The sequence below is a fragment of the Citrobacter sp. MGH110 genome, from assembly GCF_001037515.1.
GTDB classification, from domain to species: Bacteria; Pseudomonadota; Gammaproteobacteria; order Enterobacterales; family Enterobacteriaceae; genus Citrobacter; species Citrobacter portucalensis.
The window spans coordinates 1,968,490-1,984,435 of sequence record NZ_KQ089830.1; the positions used below are offsets into that span (position 1 = coordinate 1,968,490).

Consider the following 15,946-nt stretch of genomic DNA (forward strand, 5'->3'; position numbering starts at 1 on the left):
GTGACTAAGTAAAACCGCTATTTTGTCACACCCACGCCGAGAATGAACCTTCCTGGTGTAATATCCCTGCTGATCCCCTGCTGTATGGTTAAAAAAGGAACCAAAAAGGATGCTTTTTACGCTGAAGAAAGTGATTGGCGGTATGATGCTGCCACTTCCGCTAATGCTCATTATCATGGGTATAGGCCTGGCGCTGCTCTGGTTTAGCCGCTTTCAAAAAATAGGGAAAGTGTGCATTAGCCTGAGTTGGCTGGCACTGTTACTTCTAAGCTTGCAGCCCGTCGCCGACAGTCTGCTGAAACCGATTGAGGATAGCTATCCAACCTGGCAGGATACACAAAAAGTGGAATACATTGTGGTGCTGGGCGGAGGGTATACCTGGAATCCACAGTGGGCGCCGAGTTCAAACCTGATCAGCAACAGTCTTCCGCGTCTGAATGAAGGTATTCGCCTCTGGCGTGCTAACCCGGGATCGAAGCTTATCTTTACCGGTGCTGCGGCAAAGAGCAATAACGTCAGTACTGCAGAAGCGGGCGCCCGCGTAGCGCAGTCACTGGGTGTGCCACCCGGTGATATCATCACGCTGGATAAACCTAAAGACACCGAAGAAGAAGCCGCAGCGGTTAAGCAGGCCATCGGCAGCGCGCCGTTCCTGCTGGTGACCTCCGCATCGCACTTACCGCGAGCAATGATTTTCTTCCAACAGGCCGGACTACATCCGTTGCCCGCGCCAGCCAACCAGTTAGCGATTGATTCACCGCTTAATCCGTGGGAGCGCGCGATCCCCTCTCCCGTCTGGTTGATGCATAGCGATCGTGCTGGTTACGAAACGTTGGGGCGTATCTGGCAGTGGCTAAAGGGGTCGGAACATTGACAGTAATGTTGCCTGATAGCGACACTAACGCGTCTTATCAGGCCTACGTGTTCAGCGCAGAATTGTAGGCCGGATAAGGCGTTCACATGTTCATCAGGCGAGCCACGGCAGCAGTGATTTCGTGGCCAGGTCAAAGTTAGATCGATTAAAACGTCCGGTGTTGACCAGTTGCGCCACCTCATCCCATAACACATACAGCCAGCGCCGCCAGATGAAGGACTCCGCCACGGGCGCGCGTTGCAGGTATTGCCAAAGCAGACTTTCCGCCAGCGCATTATCCATTAAACGGAACAATTCATACTCTCTGGGCGCCCACAGCATCAAACCCGGTCCGACCATGGCCAGAAGCTGATCGCTACGGGCGTCTTTGAGCATGCTACGTAAACTAAAATTACCGTGGATCAGCACGCAGTTATCATTGAATCCTTCAAATAAAGCGGGCAAACACTCACGGGTACGAAACAGGATCCGCTTATCCTGCATCGTCAGCCCGGTATTGTTGAACTGATTTAACGTGGTCCACAACACTTCAACACGCTGACGATACCAGGATGGCCAGATATTCTCTTGCGTGTTATCCACCATTCCCACGCAGCCACGGCTATCCTGCCGATGCCATGACAGCAGACCTTCTACGATCTGATCTTTTAAATGCTCCCAGCGTTCGGGCGTTCGGGCTGGCGCTTCCACCGGCACGCCACGTAAACGCTCAAGCAGTAGCACATCGGGACCGGGATGCTCCTCGTGGGTTAAGACCCCATAAATGACGGGCATTCGCACCGTACCACTGCGCGCCAACATGGAGGTTTTCCATGCCAGCTGCTGCGCCATACCTGGCGTGGTGAAACTTCTCGCCATCAGCGGCATCGGATTTCCCTGGCTGTCGTACAGTGACCACAGGGCCGTATCCACTTTTTCATTCACGCATTCTATGCGACTGAGTTTTTCGCCCAGCAGGTGGCTGAGTTCGGCACGCAACTGTTCCATTTCAGATTGCCCTCATAAATGCTACTGCTTTCATAATGAGCGTCGTGCAGACAGATGTCACCCGGATGAGATCAATTGATGAAAAGAAAAGTGGAGGGAAAGCGCAACGATACGACACTCCTCCCAAAAATACGCCTCAATATGGGGGGAGTGCCGTGAGAAAAACTAACGCATTTCGGCGCGAACGCGCTCAAGATCTTCGGCAGTGTCTACGCCGGTACCCGGGACTTCTTTTGCGACGGCAACGTGAATTTTTTCGCCGTACCACAGCACTCGCAGCTGCTCCAGCATTTCGATATGCTCAAGCGGGCTAGGCTGCCAGTTAACATAGCGGCGAATAAAACCGGCGCGATAGCCGTAAATGCCCAGATGGCGCAGGAAGGTGTCCCCCACCGTTTCCAGACTTTTGGCGAAACGATCGCGATCCCATGGGATGGTCGCGCGTGAAAAATAGAGAGCATATCCTTCAGCGTCCAACACGACTTTTACCGCATTCGGATTAAATGCCTCTTCCGCACTGTGAATCGGAGCCGCAAGAGTCGCCATACCGACCTGACGTTGCGCCAGATTCTCAGCCACCTGGCGAATAATGACCGCAGGAATCATCGGCTCATCACCCTGTACGTTCACAATAACGGTATCATCGCTAAAACCACATTTCTCGACGACTTCCGCCAGGCGCTCCGTACCAGACTGGTGATCGGCGCGAGTCATGCACACTTCGCCACCCACCGCTTCTACCGCGCGAGCGACATCCTCGTGATCGGTGGCAACGATGATACGTTCAGCGCCAGATTCACGCGCACGCTCCAGTACATGCACGATCATCGGTTTACCGTTGATATCCAGCAACGGCTTACCCGGCAGACGTGTGGACGCATAACGCGCAGGAATAATGACCACAAAACTCATGATTTACTCTCATCAGCAGTCAGAACGCGGGCCTCGGTTTCCAGTAACACGGGAATGCCATCACGCAGTGGGAAAGCAAGGTTATCCAGTTTACAAATCAGTTCCTGTTTTTCCTGGTTAAACCAGAGTTTGCCATTGCATACCGGGCAGGCAATGATTTCAAGCAGACGATGATCCATAGTTCCTCCAGATGGACCGGATTGTGAATCCGTAAATATTAACATAATCGCTTAAAGGGCTGGGTCTATTTCCCAACCATGGCGTGCATCAGCAAATAAACCTTCAGGATAACGTCCCAGCGTCACGCGTGTTGCCTGTTGCCAGCGGGCAAAATCGTCAATCGCCTGAAACAATCCTTTTTGCAACGTCACTCCAGGCTTAACCCCATCCTGTAACCACAGCGAAATAACGTCCAGCACACCTGTTTTGCGGTGCATTTTGGCATCCATCCGCCCAACCAACTGTCCACGATGCAGCAACGGCAAGACAAAATAACCATACTGACGTTTCGGTGCTGGCGTGTAACACTCCAGCCGATAGCTAAAATCGAATAGCTGCTCTGCCCGTTTACGATCCCAGACCACCGGATCAAAAGGTGATAATACTGCACTGTGAGTCGCCGTTAATTTGCCCGCCAGCGCCTGTTCAAGCAGCGGCTGAAGGTGGCTATGCAGCCACAAAGTTCCCAGCCCTTCAACGTCGACAGGAATAATCTGCTGCTGTTCCGCCCGTTCGTTGCACCAGTTTTTTAGCGCCGGGCGCTTCAGGCGGTAGTAGTCTGCCAGCCATTGTTCGCGGAAAATCCCCAGACTGCGGGCGCTGTTATCCAGCATGACACTTTCCGCATCTTCCTGCGAAAGTGGGTCGCGTTCATCGTCCCAGTGCGGCATGACGCGATGGGTTAAATCATACACTCGCTGGAAATTACGCCGTTCCACGACCATCACTTTCCCGGCGGTAAACAACCCTTCAAGATGACGCTTCTGCGGTTTCCATTCCCACCAGCCGCTGGTCCCTTTGCGTGGATGCTCAAAATCAGCTGAGCGTACCGGCCCGTTATGCTGGATGTGCTGGAGCAGTTGCTCAATATCATGCGCATGTTCTTTCATCCACGCCGCTTTATATTTCCAGCCCATATTCTCCGGGGCCAGCATGCGGTGACGTATCAGCATAAAATCGCTGCGCGGCAAAAAACAGGCCTCGTGCGCCCAGTATTCCATCAGTTCGCCCTGCTGTAACGAGTCGTCCAGCCATTGGGGGGAATAATCGCCTAAACGACTAAACAGCACCAGGTAAGGACTGCGCGCCACAATATTGATGGTGTCGATTTGCAGTAACGACATGCGCGAAATGGTCGCGAGAATATCTGCCGGGGTTGCCCGGCGGCGTGTTTTTTTCAGCAGGCCTTGAGCAGCAAGGTGAAGATGACGGGCATCCGTCAGAGAAAGGCGCGGCAACGACATTTATGGCCTCATAAATGATTCGCTGCCGCAGCGTGAATCAGTTAGCGAGTCAGCGAGATTAAGCTATTCAGCAATACATCAGGCCGATCGCCTGACAAATGTGCATCAACAGGTAAATACCACCAGTTTTCATCAGCAAATGCCCGGCACTTAACCGCATCTTTTTCCGTCATGACCAGCGTTTGCCCAGCGTCTACAAACGCACTGACGTCACTGTAGGTCAGAGACTGATGGTCTGCCAGCGCAATGCTTTTTTGCACGCTGGCACCACATGCTTTCAGCGTGGCAAAAAAACGCGGTGGATGACCAATGCCCGCCATGGCGACAATATTGGACAATTGCGCCACATCACGGCGTTCACCTGTACGTAAATTAACGGCCAGCCCCGGTTCAAGTCGCATAGGGATTTCCCCTGGTTGCGCAACGCCACCGTTAACAATAGTCGCATCCACCGATTTAAGGCGACCTGCGCGTTCCCGCATTGGACCAGCGGGAAGCCACCAGCCGTTGCCAAACCGACGTTCGCCGTCAATGACTACGATTTCAACATCTCGCGCCAGACGATAGTGCTGTAGTCCATCGTCCGTCACAATAATCTGCACGTCGTGTTGGGCCAAAATGGCTTTTACCGCATCCGATCTTACCGGGGATACCGCTACCGGCACGCCGGTACGTTGGGCGATCAGCACAGGTTCATCGCCCGCTTCTGCGGTAGTAGTATCAGCGGTTAGCAACAGCGGGTAAGCAGTCGCTTTCCCGCCATAACCACGCGACACCACACCCACGCGAATCCCGCGTTGTCGCAGTTGTTCAACCAACCAAATCACCACCGGCGTTTTACCGTTTCCGCCCGCGGTAAGGTTTCCGACCACCACTACCGGGACTGGCGCGCGCCATGCGCGTTTAAGCCCCAACTTGTAGCATAAGCGGATCGCACCACTCACCAAGCCATACAGCCAGGAGAGTGGAAGTAACAATCGCCACAGCGGCGATTCACCAGACCAGATACGTGCGATCATTGACCAAATTGCATTTTGTGTAATTGCGCATACACCCCGCGCTGCTCAATCAGCTCGCTATGGGTTCCGCGTTCGACAATCAGACCATCCTCCACCACGATGATTTCGTCGGCTTGTTCAATGGTTGAAAGACGGTGAGCAATGACCAGAGAAGTACGGTTTTTCTGTAGCTCATCCAGCGCAGACTGAATCGCGCGTTCAGATTCAGTATCAAGAGCCGATGTTGCTTCATCAAGGATCAGAATTGGGCTGTCACGCAACAAGGCACGGGCGATAGCGATACGCTGACGTTGTCCGCCGGAAAGCAGGACGCCGTTTTCACCAATCACCGTATCCAGGCCATTATCCATCTTGTTGATGAAATCCATGGCGTAGGCCATCTGTGCCGCTTTTTCGATCTGCTCACGGCTGTACATATCGGTACGAGCGTAGGCGATGTTGTTGGCAACCGTATCGTTAAACAAGTGCACATTCTGCGAAACCAACGCAACCTGATCGCGCAGTGATGCCAGGGTATATTCGCGCAGATCGTGTCCGTCCATCAGAATCTGCCCTTCATCAATATCGTAGAAGCGCGTAATCAGGCTGGCGATGGTGGATTTCCCTGAGCCAGAACGGCCGACCAGAGCAACAGTTTTACCCGCGGGAATATTCAGGTTGATGTTACGCAGAGCCGGTACTTCACGTCCCGGATAAGTGAAAGTCACGTTGCGGAACTCGAGATCGCCGGTAGCACGCTCGATCACACGTTTACCTTCATCTTTCTCCTGTTCACTATCCAGAATCGTAAATAAGGTCTGGCATGCCGCCATACCGCGCTGGAACTGCGCGTTGACGTTGGTCAGCGATTTCAACGGACGCATTAATGCGATCATTGAGGAGAAGACAACCGTAATTGTCCCTGCTGTCAGGTTTTCCATTACGCTTGGGAAGCTAGCCGCATATAACACGAAGGCCAGTGCCAAAGACGCAATCAGCTGGATGATAGGGTCGGAGATAGAAGAAGCGGAAACCATCTTCATACCCTGCAAACGCATCTTGTTGCTGACCTTATCAAAGCGCTTGGTTTCGACTTCCTGACCACCAAAAATCAGAACTTCTTTGTGGCCTTTCAGCATCTGCTCCGCACTGGTCGTAACCTGACCCATGGTGTTTTGCATGTTTTTACTGATGCTACGAAAGCGCTTGGAAACCACACGGATTGCCACTGACACAATTGGCGCCAGTACAATCAGGATCAGTGACAGCTGCCAGCTGTAATAGAACATCATGATAAACAGGCCAATAATTGAGGCCCCTTCACGCACCACGGTGATCAGCGCGCCGGAAGACGATGACGCAACCTGTTCTGAATCATAGGTAATACGCGATAACAATGTCCCTGTAGACTGTTTATCAAAAAAGGAGACGGGCATGCCCATCATATGGCCAAACAGGCGGCGGCGCATGGTCATGACCACTTTGCCTGACACCCATGAGATACAGTAGCTGGAGACATAGCTGGTTAAGCCACGAACTATCATCAGCCCAATGACCACCAGCGGCATCCACAGCAGCACCGAGCGATCCGTTTTACCAAAACCATCATCCAGTAATGGTTTAAGGAGCGATAACATGAAGGTATCGCTGGCCGCGTTAAGGACTAACGCTATACCCGCCACGATCAGACCCGATTTAAAAGGCGCTATGGTTGGCCATAGTCGGCGAAACGTCTGCCACGTAGAGAGATCTTTATCGTTATGCATTCAAAAAACCAGCATTTGTTAGAATAGCCGCATATTCTACCCGTTATCCTCCGACACGCCAAACCACTGATGATACCAACGAGGTAAAATCTGATCCCGCATGCTGCGTATGCGCCAGTTTTTTTGATAAAAATCCAGCGTAATCTGTCCCTGATGGGGGGTATCCAGCCATTGATAATTTTGTTGCCGATAACGTTGCTTCACTTTCCAGGACGGCAGACGCCAAGCGTTGTAACGGGATGCAGAGGCGAGTGCGACCTGCCCGTCAACCCGCTGAATGAGTGCCAGTGATGATGAAGTATTGCTGCCATGATGTGGAACCTGCATCACCGTCGACTGTAGGTGCTGCCAATAGTGACTTAGCATTTTTTGTTCAGCAGGAGATTCGATATCACCGGTCAGCAGAATACTCTGATATCCGTCATCGACCTTAACCACGCAGGAGTGGTTATTCCCCTGGTCTGTATTTCCACGCACAGGCCAGTGCGCACTGAAGGTTAACCCTTGCCATTGCCAATGCTCTCCGCGAAAACACGGGAGATGACCTTTCCAGCTCAGCGGACTTCTTACCCATAGCGACGGCCAGGCTTGTTGTAAGGAGTGCAACCCGCCGCGGTGATCCATGTGCTCATGGCTTAAAATAATTCCTTCTGGCTCCAGATTATGCCAACGCAACCAAGGAATAATCAGCTGTTGTGCGCTATCGCCTTCAGGCCATGCCAGACCGGTATCGTAAAGCAGCGCTTTCCCATTTCGCGCGATCACCATTGCCAGCCCCTGCCCGACATCCAGCATATGCACTTGCCACACATCAGTACGCGGTGCACGCCAAAGCGGCCCACTCAGCAAAAGGAGCACAGAGAAACAGATCACCGGTAGCGTACGCAAGATATTTAGTCGCCATGCGATAATCATCATTCCGGGTAAAAATGCCAGCCATTGCCAGCGCGCATCAATATTGATCCACCCTTCAGGCAGACTTCTGAGCCCCAAAAATAGCAGCGCCAGAGAACGATCCGCTAGATACCACAGGCTTGATTCAACCATCACCGTCCCGGCTAAATGCACGATCATGCCTGCTAATATCAAGGGTACGGAAACAAACGTGACCAAAGGGACGGCAAACAAATTTGCCAGAAACGAGGTCAGACTAAAACCGTGAAACATTGCGATTTGCACGGGAAAAAGCAGAAGCGTAATACCCAATTGCAGATGCGCCAGCGCCAGAAATTGACGTCCAGCACGCGACAGCGGCCAGTCCGGGAGCGGTACCCATTGGTACCAGAACAGCAGTGCCGCAACGGCGGATGCAGACAACCATAGGCTTTGCGAAAGAACAGCAACAGGATCCACCACCACGATGGCTGCCAGACAGCAGATCCAGACCGACCATCCACTCCACTGCCTGCCGCTAAGTCTCAGCGCCCCCCAGACTAGCAGCGCAACAACCGTTCGTAATGCCGGGGGTTGCAGCCCCGTCAGCCAGGCATAAAATGTGGCGCAGACAATTCCACCCACTAATGGCATCTGCCAGCAAATCCACCTTGTTGGCATAAAAAACTGTCCAGCACGAATCAATCCTGCGGCCAGTAATGCTGCAAACGCAATATGCAGCCCGGAGATAGCCATCAAATGAGCCGTGCCGGTATCACGCATAATCGTTTTCACCTCTTGTGACACAGACAAGCGCTCCCCCATTCCCAGACCCAGTATGACCTGCTGCCAGGGAAAGTCGGTGAGTGCCGTTTTCAGCGAGGCGAGATACCGCGAACGCAAACTGCATTGTGGTGTGATTACCGAAGCCTGCAAGAATCGTCCCGTCAGCAGTTGATGCTGCGCCAATGCGTGACGCTGGCTATCAAATCCGCCTTCGTTTAATTGACCGTGTACAGCTCGGACTTTCAACGTCATCGCCCATGTCTGACCCGCACAAACATCACCGGGTAAATACTGCCCGTACAAGACGATTCCTTGCGCAGGAAAGATTCGTTTCCCCTGAAGGTGAGTGATCTGGCCGTAGTGCGTTGTCATATTGTCAGTTCCGGTTATCCGCACAATGGCTTGCTGGGTTTTCGCAGGCAGCGTATTACCGGCCCACATAGCCTCTTTCGCGGCCAGGATTCCCCAAAGAAAAAACAGCAGGGTTAGTCCGGCGGAACGCATATATTTGTAGGGGAGAAAACAGAGCAGACATGCCAGACAAAATACAATGCCGATACACAACATGCCTGGCAGCATAGGTAATAGCATGAGTGGGAGAATGCCGAGTAATGCGCAGGTACTCACCGTTGTTATTTTCATCAATCACCTCCCTGTTACAGGGAGTGTGCAGTACTCTTCGACGGTTGTCTGGCATCAATTTATCGTTATACGACCTGAGTTCCGCAGACATTTAGTGATGGTTGTAACGTACAAATTAACTGGGATGAGGATTCCAGGATAGGTGGACAGAAATGAAAAAAGCACCCATTTGGGTGCTTTTCTCGGCGTTAAGTCTCGCTAAAAACTTAACCGTAAATATTGGCGCGATCGCGCAGTTCTTTACCTGGTTTAAAGTGCGGAACGTATTTCCCTTCCAGATCCACTTTATCGCCGGTCTTCGGATTACGTCCGGTGCGTGGTGCGCGGTAATGCAAAGAGAAGCTGCCGAAACCGCGGATTTCAATACGCTCGCCCTGCGCAAGAGTCGAGGCCATATGTTCCAGCATCTCTTTAACTGCATCTTCAACCGCTTTCGCGGGAATATGAGGTTGCTGGGTTGCAAGTCTTTCAATCAATTCTGACTTGGTCATGATTCCTCCGGTTCCTTAAAGGCATAATTAGCTGCTGCATTGATTAAGGGCGGCCGTAGCCGCCCTTTGTCATTGATTACAGGACGAATCCTGTAATCTGTCAAGCTACTCGTCACCCTTTGTGCCGTTAACAGCACAAAGGATTTAGAGCACTCGATATTACTCGCCTTTAGCTGCTTTGAAAGCTTCAGCCATTGCGTTGTTAGAGAAGTTAGCATCTTCCTGTTTGTTAACAGTTGCGATTGCATCTTTCTCATCAGCTTCGTCTTTAGCACGAACAGACAGGCTGATTGCACGGTTCTTACGATCAACGCCGGTGAATTTAGCTTCAACGTCGTCGCCTACGCTCAGAACCAGAGTTGCATCTTCAACGCGGTCACGTGAAGCTTCAGAAGCGCGCAGGTAACCTTCAACGCCGTCAGCCAGTTCTACGGTTGCGCCTTTAGCGTCAACTGCAGTGACTTTACCGTTTACGATTGCGCCTTTCTTGTTCAGTGCAACCCAGTTGTTGAACGGATCTTCTGCGAGCTGTTTAACGCCCAGAGAGATACGCTCACGCTCTGCGTCAACCTGCAGAACAACTGCTGCGATTTCGTCGCCTTTTTTGTATTCACGAACTGCTTCTTCGCCTGCAACGTTCCAGGAGATGTCAGACAGGTGAACCAGGCCGTCGATGCCGCCGTCCAGGCCGATGAAGATACCGAAGTCAGTGATAGACTTGATTTTACCTTCAACACGGTCACCCTTGTTGTGGGTTTCCGCGAACTGCTGCCATGGGTTGTTTTTGCACTGCTTCAGACCCAGGGAGATACGACGACGTTCTTCGTCGATATCCAGAACCATAACTTCCACTACATCGCCAACGTTAACAACTTTGGACGGGTGGATGTTTTTGTTGGTCCAATCCATTTCGGAAACGTGAACCAGGCCTTCAACGCCTTCTTCGATTTCAACGAAGCAGCCGTAGTCGGTCAGGTTGGTCACGCGACCAGTCAGTTTGGTACCTTCCGGATAACGCTTAGCGATAGCTACCCATGGATCTTCGCCCAGCTGTTTCAGGCCCAGAGATACACGAGTACGCTCGCGGTCGAACTTCAGCACTTTAACAGTGATTTCGTCGCCAACGTTTACGATTTCGCTCGGATGCTTAACGCGTTTCCATGCCATGTCGGTGATGTGCAGCAGGCCGTCAACGCCACCCAGATCAACGAATGCACCGTAGTCAGTGAGGTTCTTAACGATACCTTTAACTTCCATGCCTTCCTGCAGGTTTTCCAGCAGCTGATCGCGTTCTGCGCTGTTTTCGGATTCGATAACGGCACGACGGGAAACAACAACGTTGTTACGCTTCTGATCCAGCTTGATGACTTTGAATTCAAGCTCTTTGCCTTCCAGGTGCAGCGTGTCGCGGACCGGACGAACGTCTACCAGGGAACCCGGCAGGAACGCGCGAATACCATTCAGCTCAACAGTGAAGCCACCCTTGACTTTGCCATTGATAACACCAGTAACGGTTGCAGCTTCTTCGTAAGCTTTTTCCAGCGTGATCCAAGCTTCGTGACGTTTAGCTTTTTCACGGGACAGCAGGGTTTCACCGAAGCCGTCTTCTACTGCATCCAGAGCAACGTCAACTTCGTCACCAACCTGGATTTCCAGCTCGCCCTGGGCGTTTTTGAACTGCTCTGCCGGAATGGCGGACTCAGATTTCAGACCAGCGTCAACCAGTACTACGTCTTTGTCGATAGCAACAACAACACCACGAACGATGGAACCCGGACGGGTTTCGATTTCTTTTAAGGATTCTTCAAACAGTTGAGCAAAAGATTCAGTCATGTTTAATCTTCAGGTTTCATATTTAACGTCCACCTGGCTCCATGCCGGATGGGGTTGTTTAACATACCCGCTGTCAATCCATTGCAACGGGGGTACTGCAAATTCGGTCGCACTTAAGCGAGAGCCAGTTTTTGGCGCGCGTATTGTAACGCTTTTTCAATCACTTGCTCAATGCTTAATCGGGTTGAATCCAAAACTAAAGCATCAGCAGCGGGAACCAGCGGCGCTACAGCACGATTACGATCGCGATAATCGCGTTCTTCGATCTCGGCCAAAAGGCGTTCAAAGTTAACACTAAAGCCCTTCTCCTGCAACTGTAGCATACGTCTATGCGCACGTTCTTGCGAGGAGGCGTCCAGAAAAATTTTCACTGGCGCATCCGGGAACACCACGGTGCCCATATCACGTCCATCAGCAATCAGACCTGGGGATTCGCGAAATGCGCGTTGACGACGTAATAACGCTTCACGCACACGGGGAAACGCCGCAACCTGAGAGGCGGCATTCGCTACTTCCTGAGTACGTATTTCACCGCTGACATCTTCACCTTCAAGAATGACTTCCAGGTTGCCGTCTGTTGAGATAAAACGCACATCAAGGTGTGAGGCAAGCGGTACCAGAGCATCTTCAGATGTGACATCAACATGGTGATGTAACGCTGCGAGCGCCAGTACGCGGTAGATCGCGCCTGAATCTAACAGATGCCACTGCAATGCTTCCGCCATTGCCTTGCACAAGGTGCCTTTACCTGCACCACTTGGGCCATCAATGGTAATAACCGGGGCAATTGCCGTCATCTTTTTCTCCTTAAACGGGCGTACATTAACGTGAACGCCGCGCATTATACGCGCCAACGCCAACGATCGTTATCTTTGTGTGAAAAATGCAGAATCATTGAAGCTGAGTGTAGAATAAATAGGCAATCGGAGATGTCAGAATGTGCCGCACCCGAAAGTGCGGCAATAAAATCAGGCAGATGTACTAATACGAGCCAGCTGTTCGAAATAATCCGGGAAGGTTTTGGCGGTACATTTTGGGTCAAGAATGGTCACCGGCGTGTCAGACAGCGCCACCAGCGAGAAACACATCGCCATGCGGTGATCGTTGTAGGTCGCGATGTCCGCAAATTGCAATGTTGCAGGCGGGGTGATGCGGATAAAGTCATGCCCCTCTTCCACTTCCGCGCCCACTTTGCGTAACTCCGTCGCCATCGCGAACAGACGATCGGTCTCCTTGACGCGCCAGTTGTAGATATTACGTAATGTCGTGGTGCCTTTAGCGAACAGCGCCGCCGTTGCAATGGTCATCGCCGCATCAGGAATATGGTTCATATCCATATCCACTGCGTTCAACTCGCCGTGAGTACAGGCAATAAAATCGTCGCCCCATGTAATGGTTGCGCCCATTTTCTCCAGTACATCGGCAAAACGAATATCACCCTGCATGCTGTTGCGGCCAATCCCGGTAACTTTTACCGTACCGCCTTTAATAGCACCTGCCGCGAGGAAATAGGAAGCGGAAGAAGCATCACCTTCAACCAGGTATGCACCCGGTGACTGATACTGCTGCTGCCCCTTCACGACAAAGCGCTGGTAGTTTTGATTTTCAATTTCAACACCAAACGTTTTCATCAGGTTCAGTGTGATATCAATGTAAGGTTTGGATACCAGGTCACCTTTAATTGCGATCGTCGTATCCTGCGGCGCCAGCGGCGCAGTCATCAGCAACGCAGTGAGGAACTGGCTGGAAACGCTACCGTCTACCTCAACCTGGCCTCCGGTAAAGTCACCGCGCAGACGTAAAGGGGGATAGTTTTCCTGCTCCAGATAGTCAATTTTGGCTCCGCCCTGGCGCAGCGCATCAACCAGATGGCCAATCGGGCGCTCTTTCATGCGCGGTTCGCCCGTCAGCACGATGTCATTGCTGCCCAGACATAGCGCTGCGGCCAGCGGGCGCATTGCGGTTCCGGCGTTGCCAAGGAACAGCTCAACTGCACCTTCTGCGTGCAACGCACCGCCATTGCCAATTATCTCGCAGCGGGTACGATCGGCAGAAAGGGTATAGCTAATCCCTAACGCATTCAGAGCATTGAGCATATGGCGAACATCATCGCTGTCCAGCAGATTGGCCAGGACAGTGGTGCCATTGGCTAATGCAGCCAGCAGCAAAGCGCGGTTAGAAACACTTTTGGATCCAGGCAGATTGATGGTGCCATCCACCCGCGCAATGGGTTGTAACGTCAGGGATTCCATGAAACTCGACTCTCAAAAACAGACATAAAAACCCCACAGACGGGCTGTGGGGATGAAAAGTACAGCAGATTAGCCGCGGCGGCGTTCGAAATCGACCATGAAATCGGTCAGTGCTTTAACACCTTCAAGCGGCATGGCATTGTAGATGGACGCACGCATACCGCCGACTACACGATGCCCTTTCAGCGCGTGCAGGCCCGCAGCAAAAGACTCTTCCAGGAACAGTTTATCCAATGCGCTGTCAGCCAACTGGAACGGTACGTTCATGCGTGAACGGTTGGATTTCGCCACATCGTTACGGTAGAAATCGCTGTTATCGATTACGCCGTAGAGCAATTCCGCTTTTTGCTGGTTAATTTTATCCATCGCATTAACACCGCCCTGCTTTTTCAGCCATTTAAAGACCAGGCCAGACAGATACCAGGCAAAGGTTGGCGGCGTATTGAACATGGAATCGTTGTCATTCAGCACGGTATAGTCGAGGATTGACGGGCATGAGACATGAGCTTTACCCAGCAAATCTTCACGGACGATGACAATCGTCAGACCGGCCGGGCCGATATTTTTCTGTGCCCCGGCATAAATTACGCCATAACGACTAACGTCAAGCGGTGCGGAAAGAATGGTAGAGGACAGATCCGCCGTGACCACAACGTTGCTGGCAAAATTCGGCGTTTCATCGATCGCTATGCCATCGATGGTTTCGTTCGGGCAATAGTGCAGGTATGCCGCGTTATCAGAAAGTTGCCATTCACTCATCGGCTTAACAGCACGCAGGCCGTCCACGGTGACTTTGGCATCAATAACGTTTGGCGTGCAGTATTTTTTCGCTTCTTTAATTGCGCTGGCGGCCCAATAACCGGCATCGACGTAATCCGCGGTGGTTTTATCGCCCAGAATATTTAACGGGATACCCGCGAACTGCCCGCGACCACCGCCATGGCAGAACAACACTTTATAGTTGGAGGGGATGCTGAGAAGATCGCGAAAATCCTGCTCCGCTTCCTCTGCGACCTGGATGAATTCTTTGCCACGGTGGCTAATTTCCATCACTGACGTGCCAAGACCGTTCCAGTCACAAAGATCCTGTTGAGCCAGTTTAAGTACTTCTGCCGGTAACATTGCCGGACCTGAACTAAAATTGAAGACCTGAGCCATTTCCCCTCACCACGTTGTGTTGTTGTCCAATCAACATCCTGTCATTGACGATAATCCGGTGACAGACATTGGTATAAGTTATTCCTGTGGATATCGGTTTTATCATTCAGTGACACGCGCCGCAATGGGTAAAACTGGCAAGGGTAAAAATGTGTCATCGGTCACACAACAGAATCTATCGGATTGACGGGTAAAAACCGAGATTTTTGCTGTCAGGTAACCCGTTTTGCCCGGCTGGCCTTCGACCATTCTGGATTTGCACAGCGCGGACATAATTGATGATCCCCCGCGCTCATTTGCACCACTTCACTACACCGTACGCATGCATAGTCGCCTGTTTCAGGTACCACCTTAAATCGCTGCGTACAATGTTTAGGCAGAATGCTAAGACCCGGTTTTACGTCTTCATCGGCAAAGAAGTAGACGCTGATTTGCCCATTCGTCTCCAGAATAGCCAGTTTCACTTGTCCCAATTGCTCCACGCCGTTCAAACGCAGTTCCATAAAGAATTCAAATTCCGTCATATTGGCGCTATTGAGCTTTGACCATGCCAGCTCGCCGTCTTCAATGATCACAACGGGTTTGCCCTCCAGCAGGTCCTCCATTTTTTCACTATGCGCCATTAGCCACATTACCAGCCGATACAGCACAGCAAGAGTAATAAAGACCACCAGCACCGGCAGCATCGGAACATCGTCATAAAACGCCACGTCTCCCGCGGCGGAACCCAGCGTAAGGATGATAAGGACTTCAAAAAGCGACATCTGGCGTACGCCACGACGTCCGGTGATTTTTAAAAACAGAAAAACCAATATAAAGGTGTAAAGGCTGCGTAGCGCAACTTCCCCCAGAAAATCCATGGGCACCTTATCAAGCGCCATACGGTGTAAATCGAAAGCTTTCATTAATAT

14 protein-coding genes are annotated in these 15,946 nt (G+C 51.7%); 1 reads left to right on the forward strand and 13 read right to left on the reverse strand.

The genetic code is table 11. The features are described from left to right. The first annotated feature begins 109 nt into the window (after window positions 1-109). On the forward strand, window positions 110-874 hold the full coding sequence (elyC, locus tag SK38_RS09480; RefSeq protein WP_048235712.1) for an envelope biogenesis factor ElyC: 765 nt from the start codon (window positions 110-112) through the stop codon (window positions 872-874). A gap of 93 nt (window positions 875-967) precedes the next feature. Here elyC and SK38_RS09485 read toward each other — a convergent pair whose 3' ends face one another. The 13 genes from SK38_RS09485 to SK38_RS09545 all read right to left on the reverse strand — a co-directional run bounded on the left by SK38_RS09485 (window position 968) and on the right by SK38_RS09545 (window position 15,940). Beyond that, window positions 968-1,861, reverse strand: coding sequence for a YcbJ family phosphotransferase (locus SK38_RS09485; protein ID WP_003831934.1), 894 nt, complete (start codon window positions 1,859-1,861; stop codon window positions 968-970). 165 nt (window positions 1,862-2,026) lie between these two features. Continuing rightward, complete coding sequence (gene kdsB, locus SK38_RS09490) at window positions 2,027-2,773, reverse strand: 3-deoxy-manno-octulosonate cytidylyltransferase (protein ID WP_016152452.1); 747 nt, start codon at window positions 2,771-2,773, stop codon at window positions 2,027-2,029. Next, window positions 2,770-2,952 carry a protein YcaR gene (gene ycaR / locus SK38_RS09495; RefSeq protein WP_003035793.1) on the reverse strand — a complete coding sequence of 61 codons (183 nt, stop codon included), beginning with the start codon at window positions 2,950-2,952 and terminating at the stop codon, window positions 2,770-2,772. The genes kdsB and ycaR overlap by 4 nt, the downstream gene beginning before the upstream one ends. A gap of 51 nt (window positions 2,953-3,003) precedes the next feature. Next, on the reverse strand, window positions 3,004-4,236 hold the full coding sequence (locus SK38_RS09500) for a winged helix-turn-helix domain-containing protein (RefSeq protein ID WP_048235713.1): 1,233 nt from the start codon (window positions 4,234-4,236) through the stop codon (window positions 3,004-3,006). Window positions 4,237-4,277: 41 nt separating this feature from the next. Further along, window positions 4,278-5,255, reverse strand: coding sequence for a tetraacyldisaccharide 4'-kinase (lpxK, locus tag SK38_RS09505; RefSeq protein WP_032942888.1), 978 nt, complete (start codon window positions 5,253-5,255; stop codon window positions 4,278-4,280). After that, on the reverse strand, window positions 5,252-7,000 hold the full coding sequence (msbA, locus tag SK38_RS09510; RefSeq protein ID WP_048214571.1) for a lipid A ABC transporter ATP-binding protein/permease MsbA: 1,749 nt from the start codon (window positions 6,998-7,000) through the stop codon (window positions 5,252-5,254). Before msbA ends, lpxK begins: the two co-directional genes overlap by 4 nt. A 36-nt stretch (window positions 7,001-7,036) precedes the next feature. After that, window positions 7,037-9,301 (reverse strand): ComEC family protein, encoded by a 2,265-nt coding sequence (locus SK38_RS09515; protein WP_048235715.1) that lies wholly within the window; start codon window positions 9,299-9,301, stop codon window positions 7,037-7,039. 206 nt (window positions 9,302-9,507) lie between these two features. Further along, a complete protein-coding gene (ihfB, locus tag SK38_RS09520; protein WP_003035780.1) occupies window positions 9,508-9,792 on the reverse strand; it encodes an integration host factor subunit beta in 285 nt (94 codons plus the stop codon). Window positions 9,793-9,951: 159 nt separating this feature from the next. Then, window positions 9,952-11,625 (reverse strand): 30S ribosomal protein S1, encoded by a 1,674-nt coding sequence (gene rpsA, locus SK38_RS09525; protein ID WP_003035776.1) that lies wholly within the window; start codon window positions 11,623-11,625, stop codon window positions 9,952-9,954. A 113-nt stretch (window positions 11,626-11,738) separates the two neighbouring features. Then, entirely contained in the window at window positions 11,739-12,422 is a 684-nt protein-coding gene (gene cmk / locus SK38_RS09530) for a (d)CMP kinase (RefSeq protein ID WP_003831921.1), read from the reverse strand. 171 nt (window positions 12,423-12,593) lie between these two features. Next, the gene (gene aroA / locus SK38_RS09535) at window positions 12,594-13,877 is read right to left on the reverse strand and encodes a 3-phosphoshikimate 1-carboxyvinyltransferase (RefSeq protein ID WP_048235717.1); all 1,284 of its coding nucleotides are present in this window, start codon (window positions 13,875-13,877) and stop codon (window positions 12,594-12,596) included. 69 nt (window positions 13,878-13,946) lie between these two features. Next, complete coding sequence (gene serC / locus SK38_RS09540; RefSeq protein WP_032942886.1) at window positions 13,947-15,035, reverse strand: 3-phosphoserine/phosphohydroxythreonine transaminase; 1,089 nt, start codon at window positions 15,033-15,035, stop codon at window positions 13,947-13,949. 212 nt (window positions 15,036-15,247) lie between these two features. Then, window positions 15,248-15,940 (reverse strand): DUF421 domain-containing protein, encoded by a 693-nt coding sequence (locus SK38_RS09545; RefSeq protein ID WP_048235718.1) that lies wholly within the window; start codon window positions 15,938-15,940, stop codon window positions 15,248-15,250. Between the last annotated feature and the right edge of the window lie 6 nt (window positions 15,941-15,946).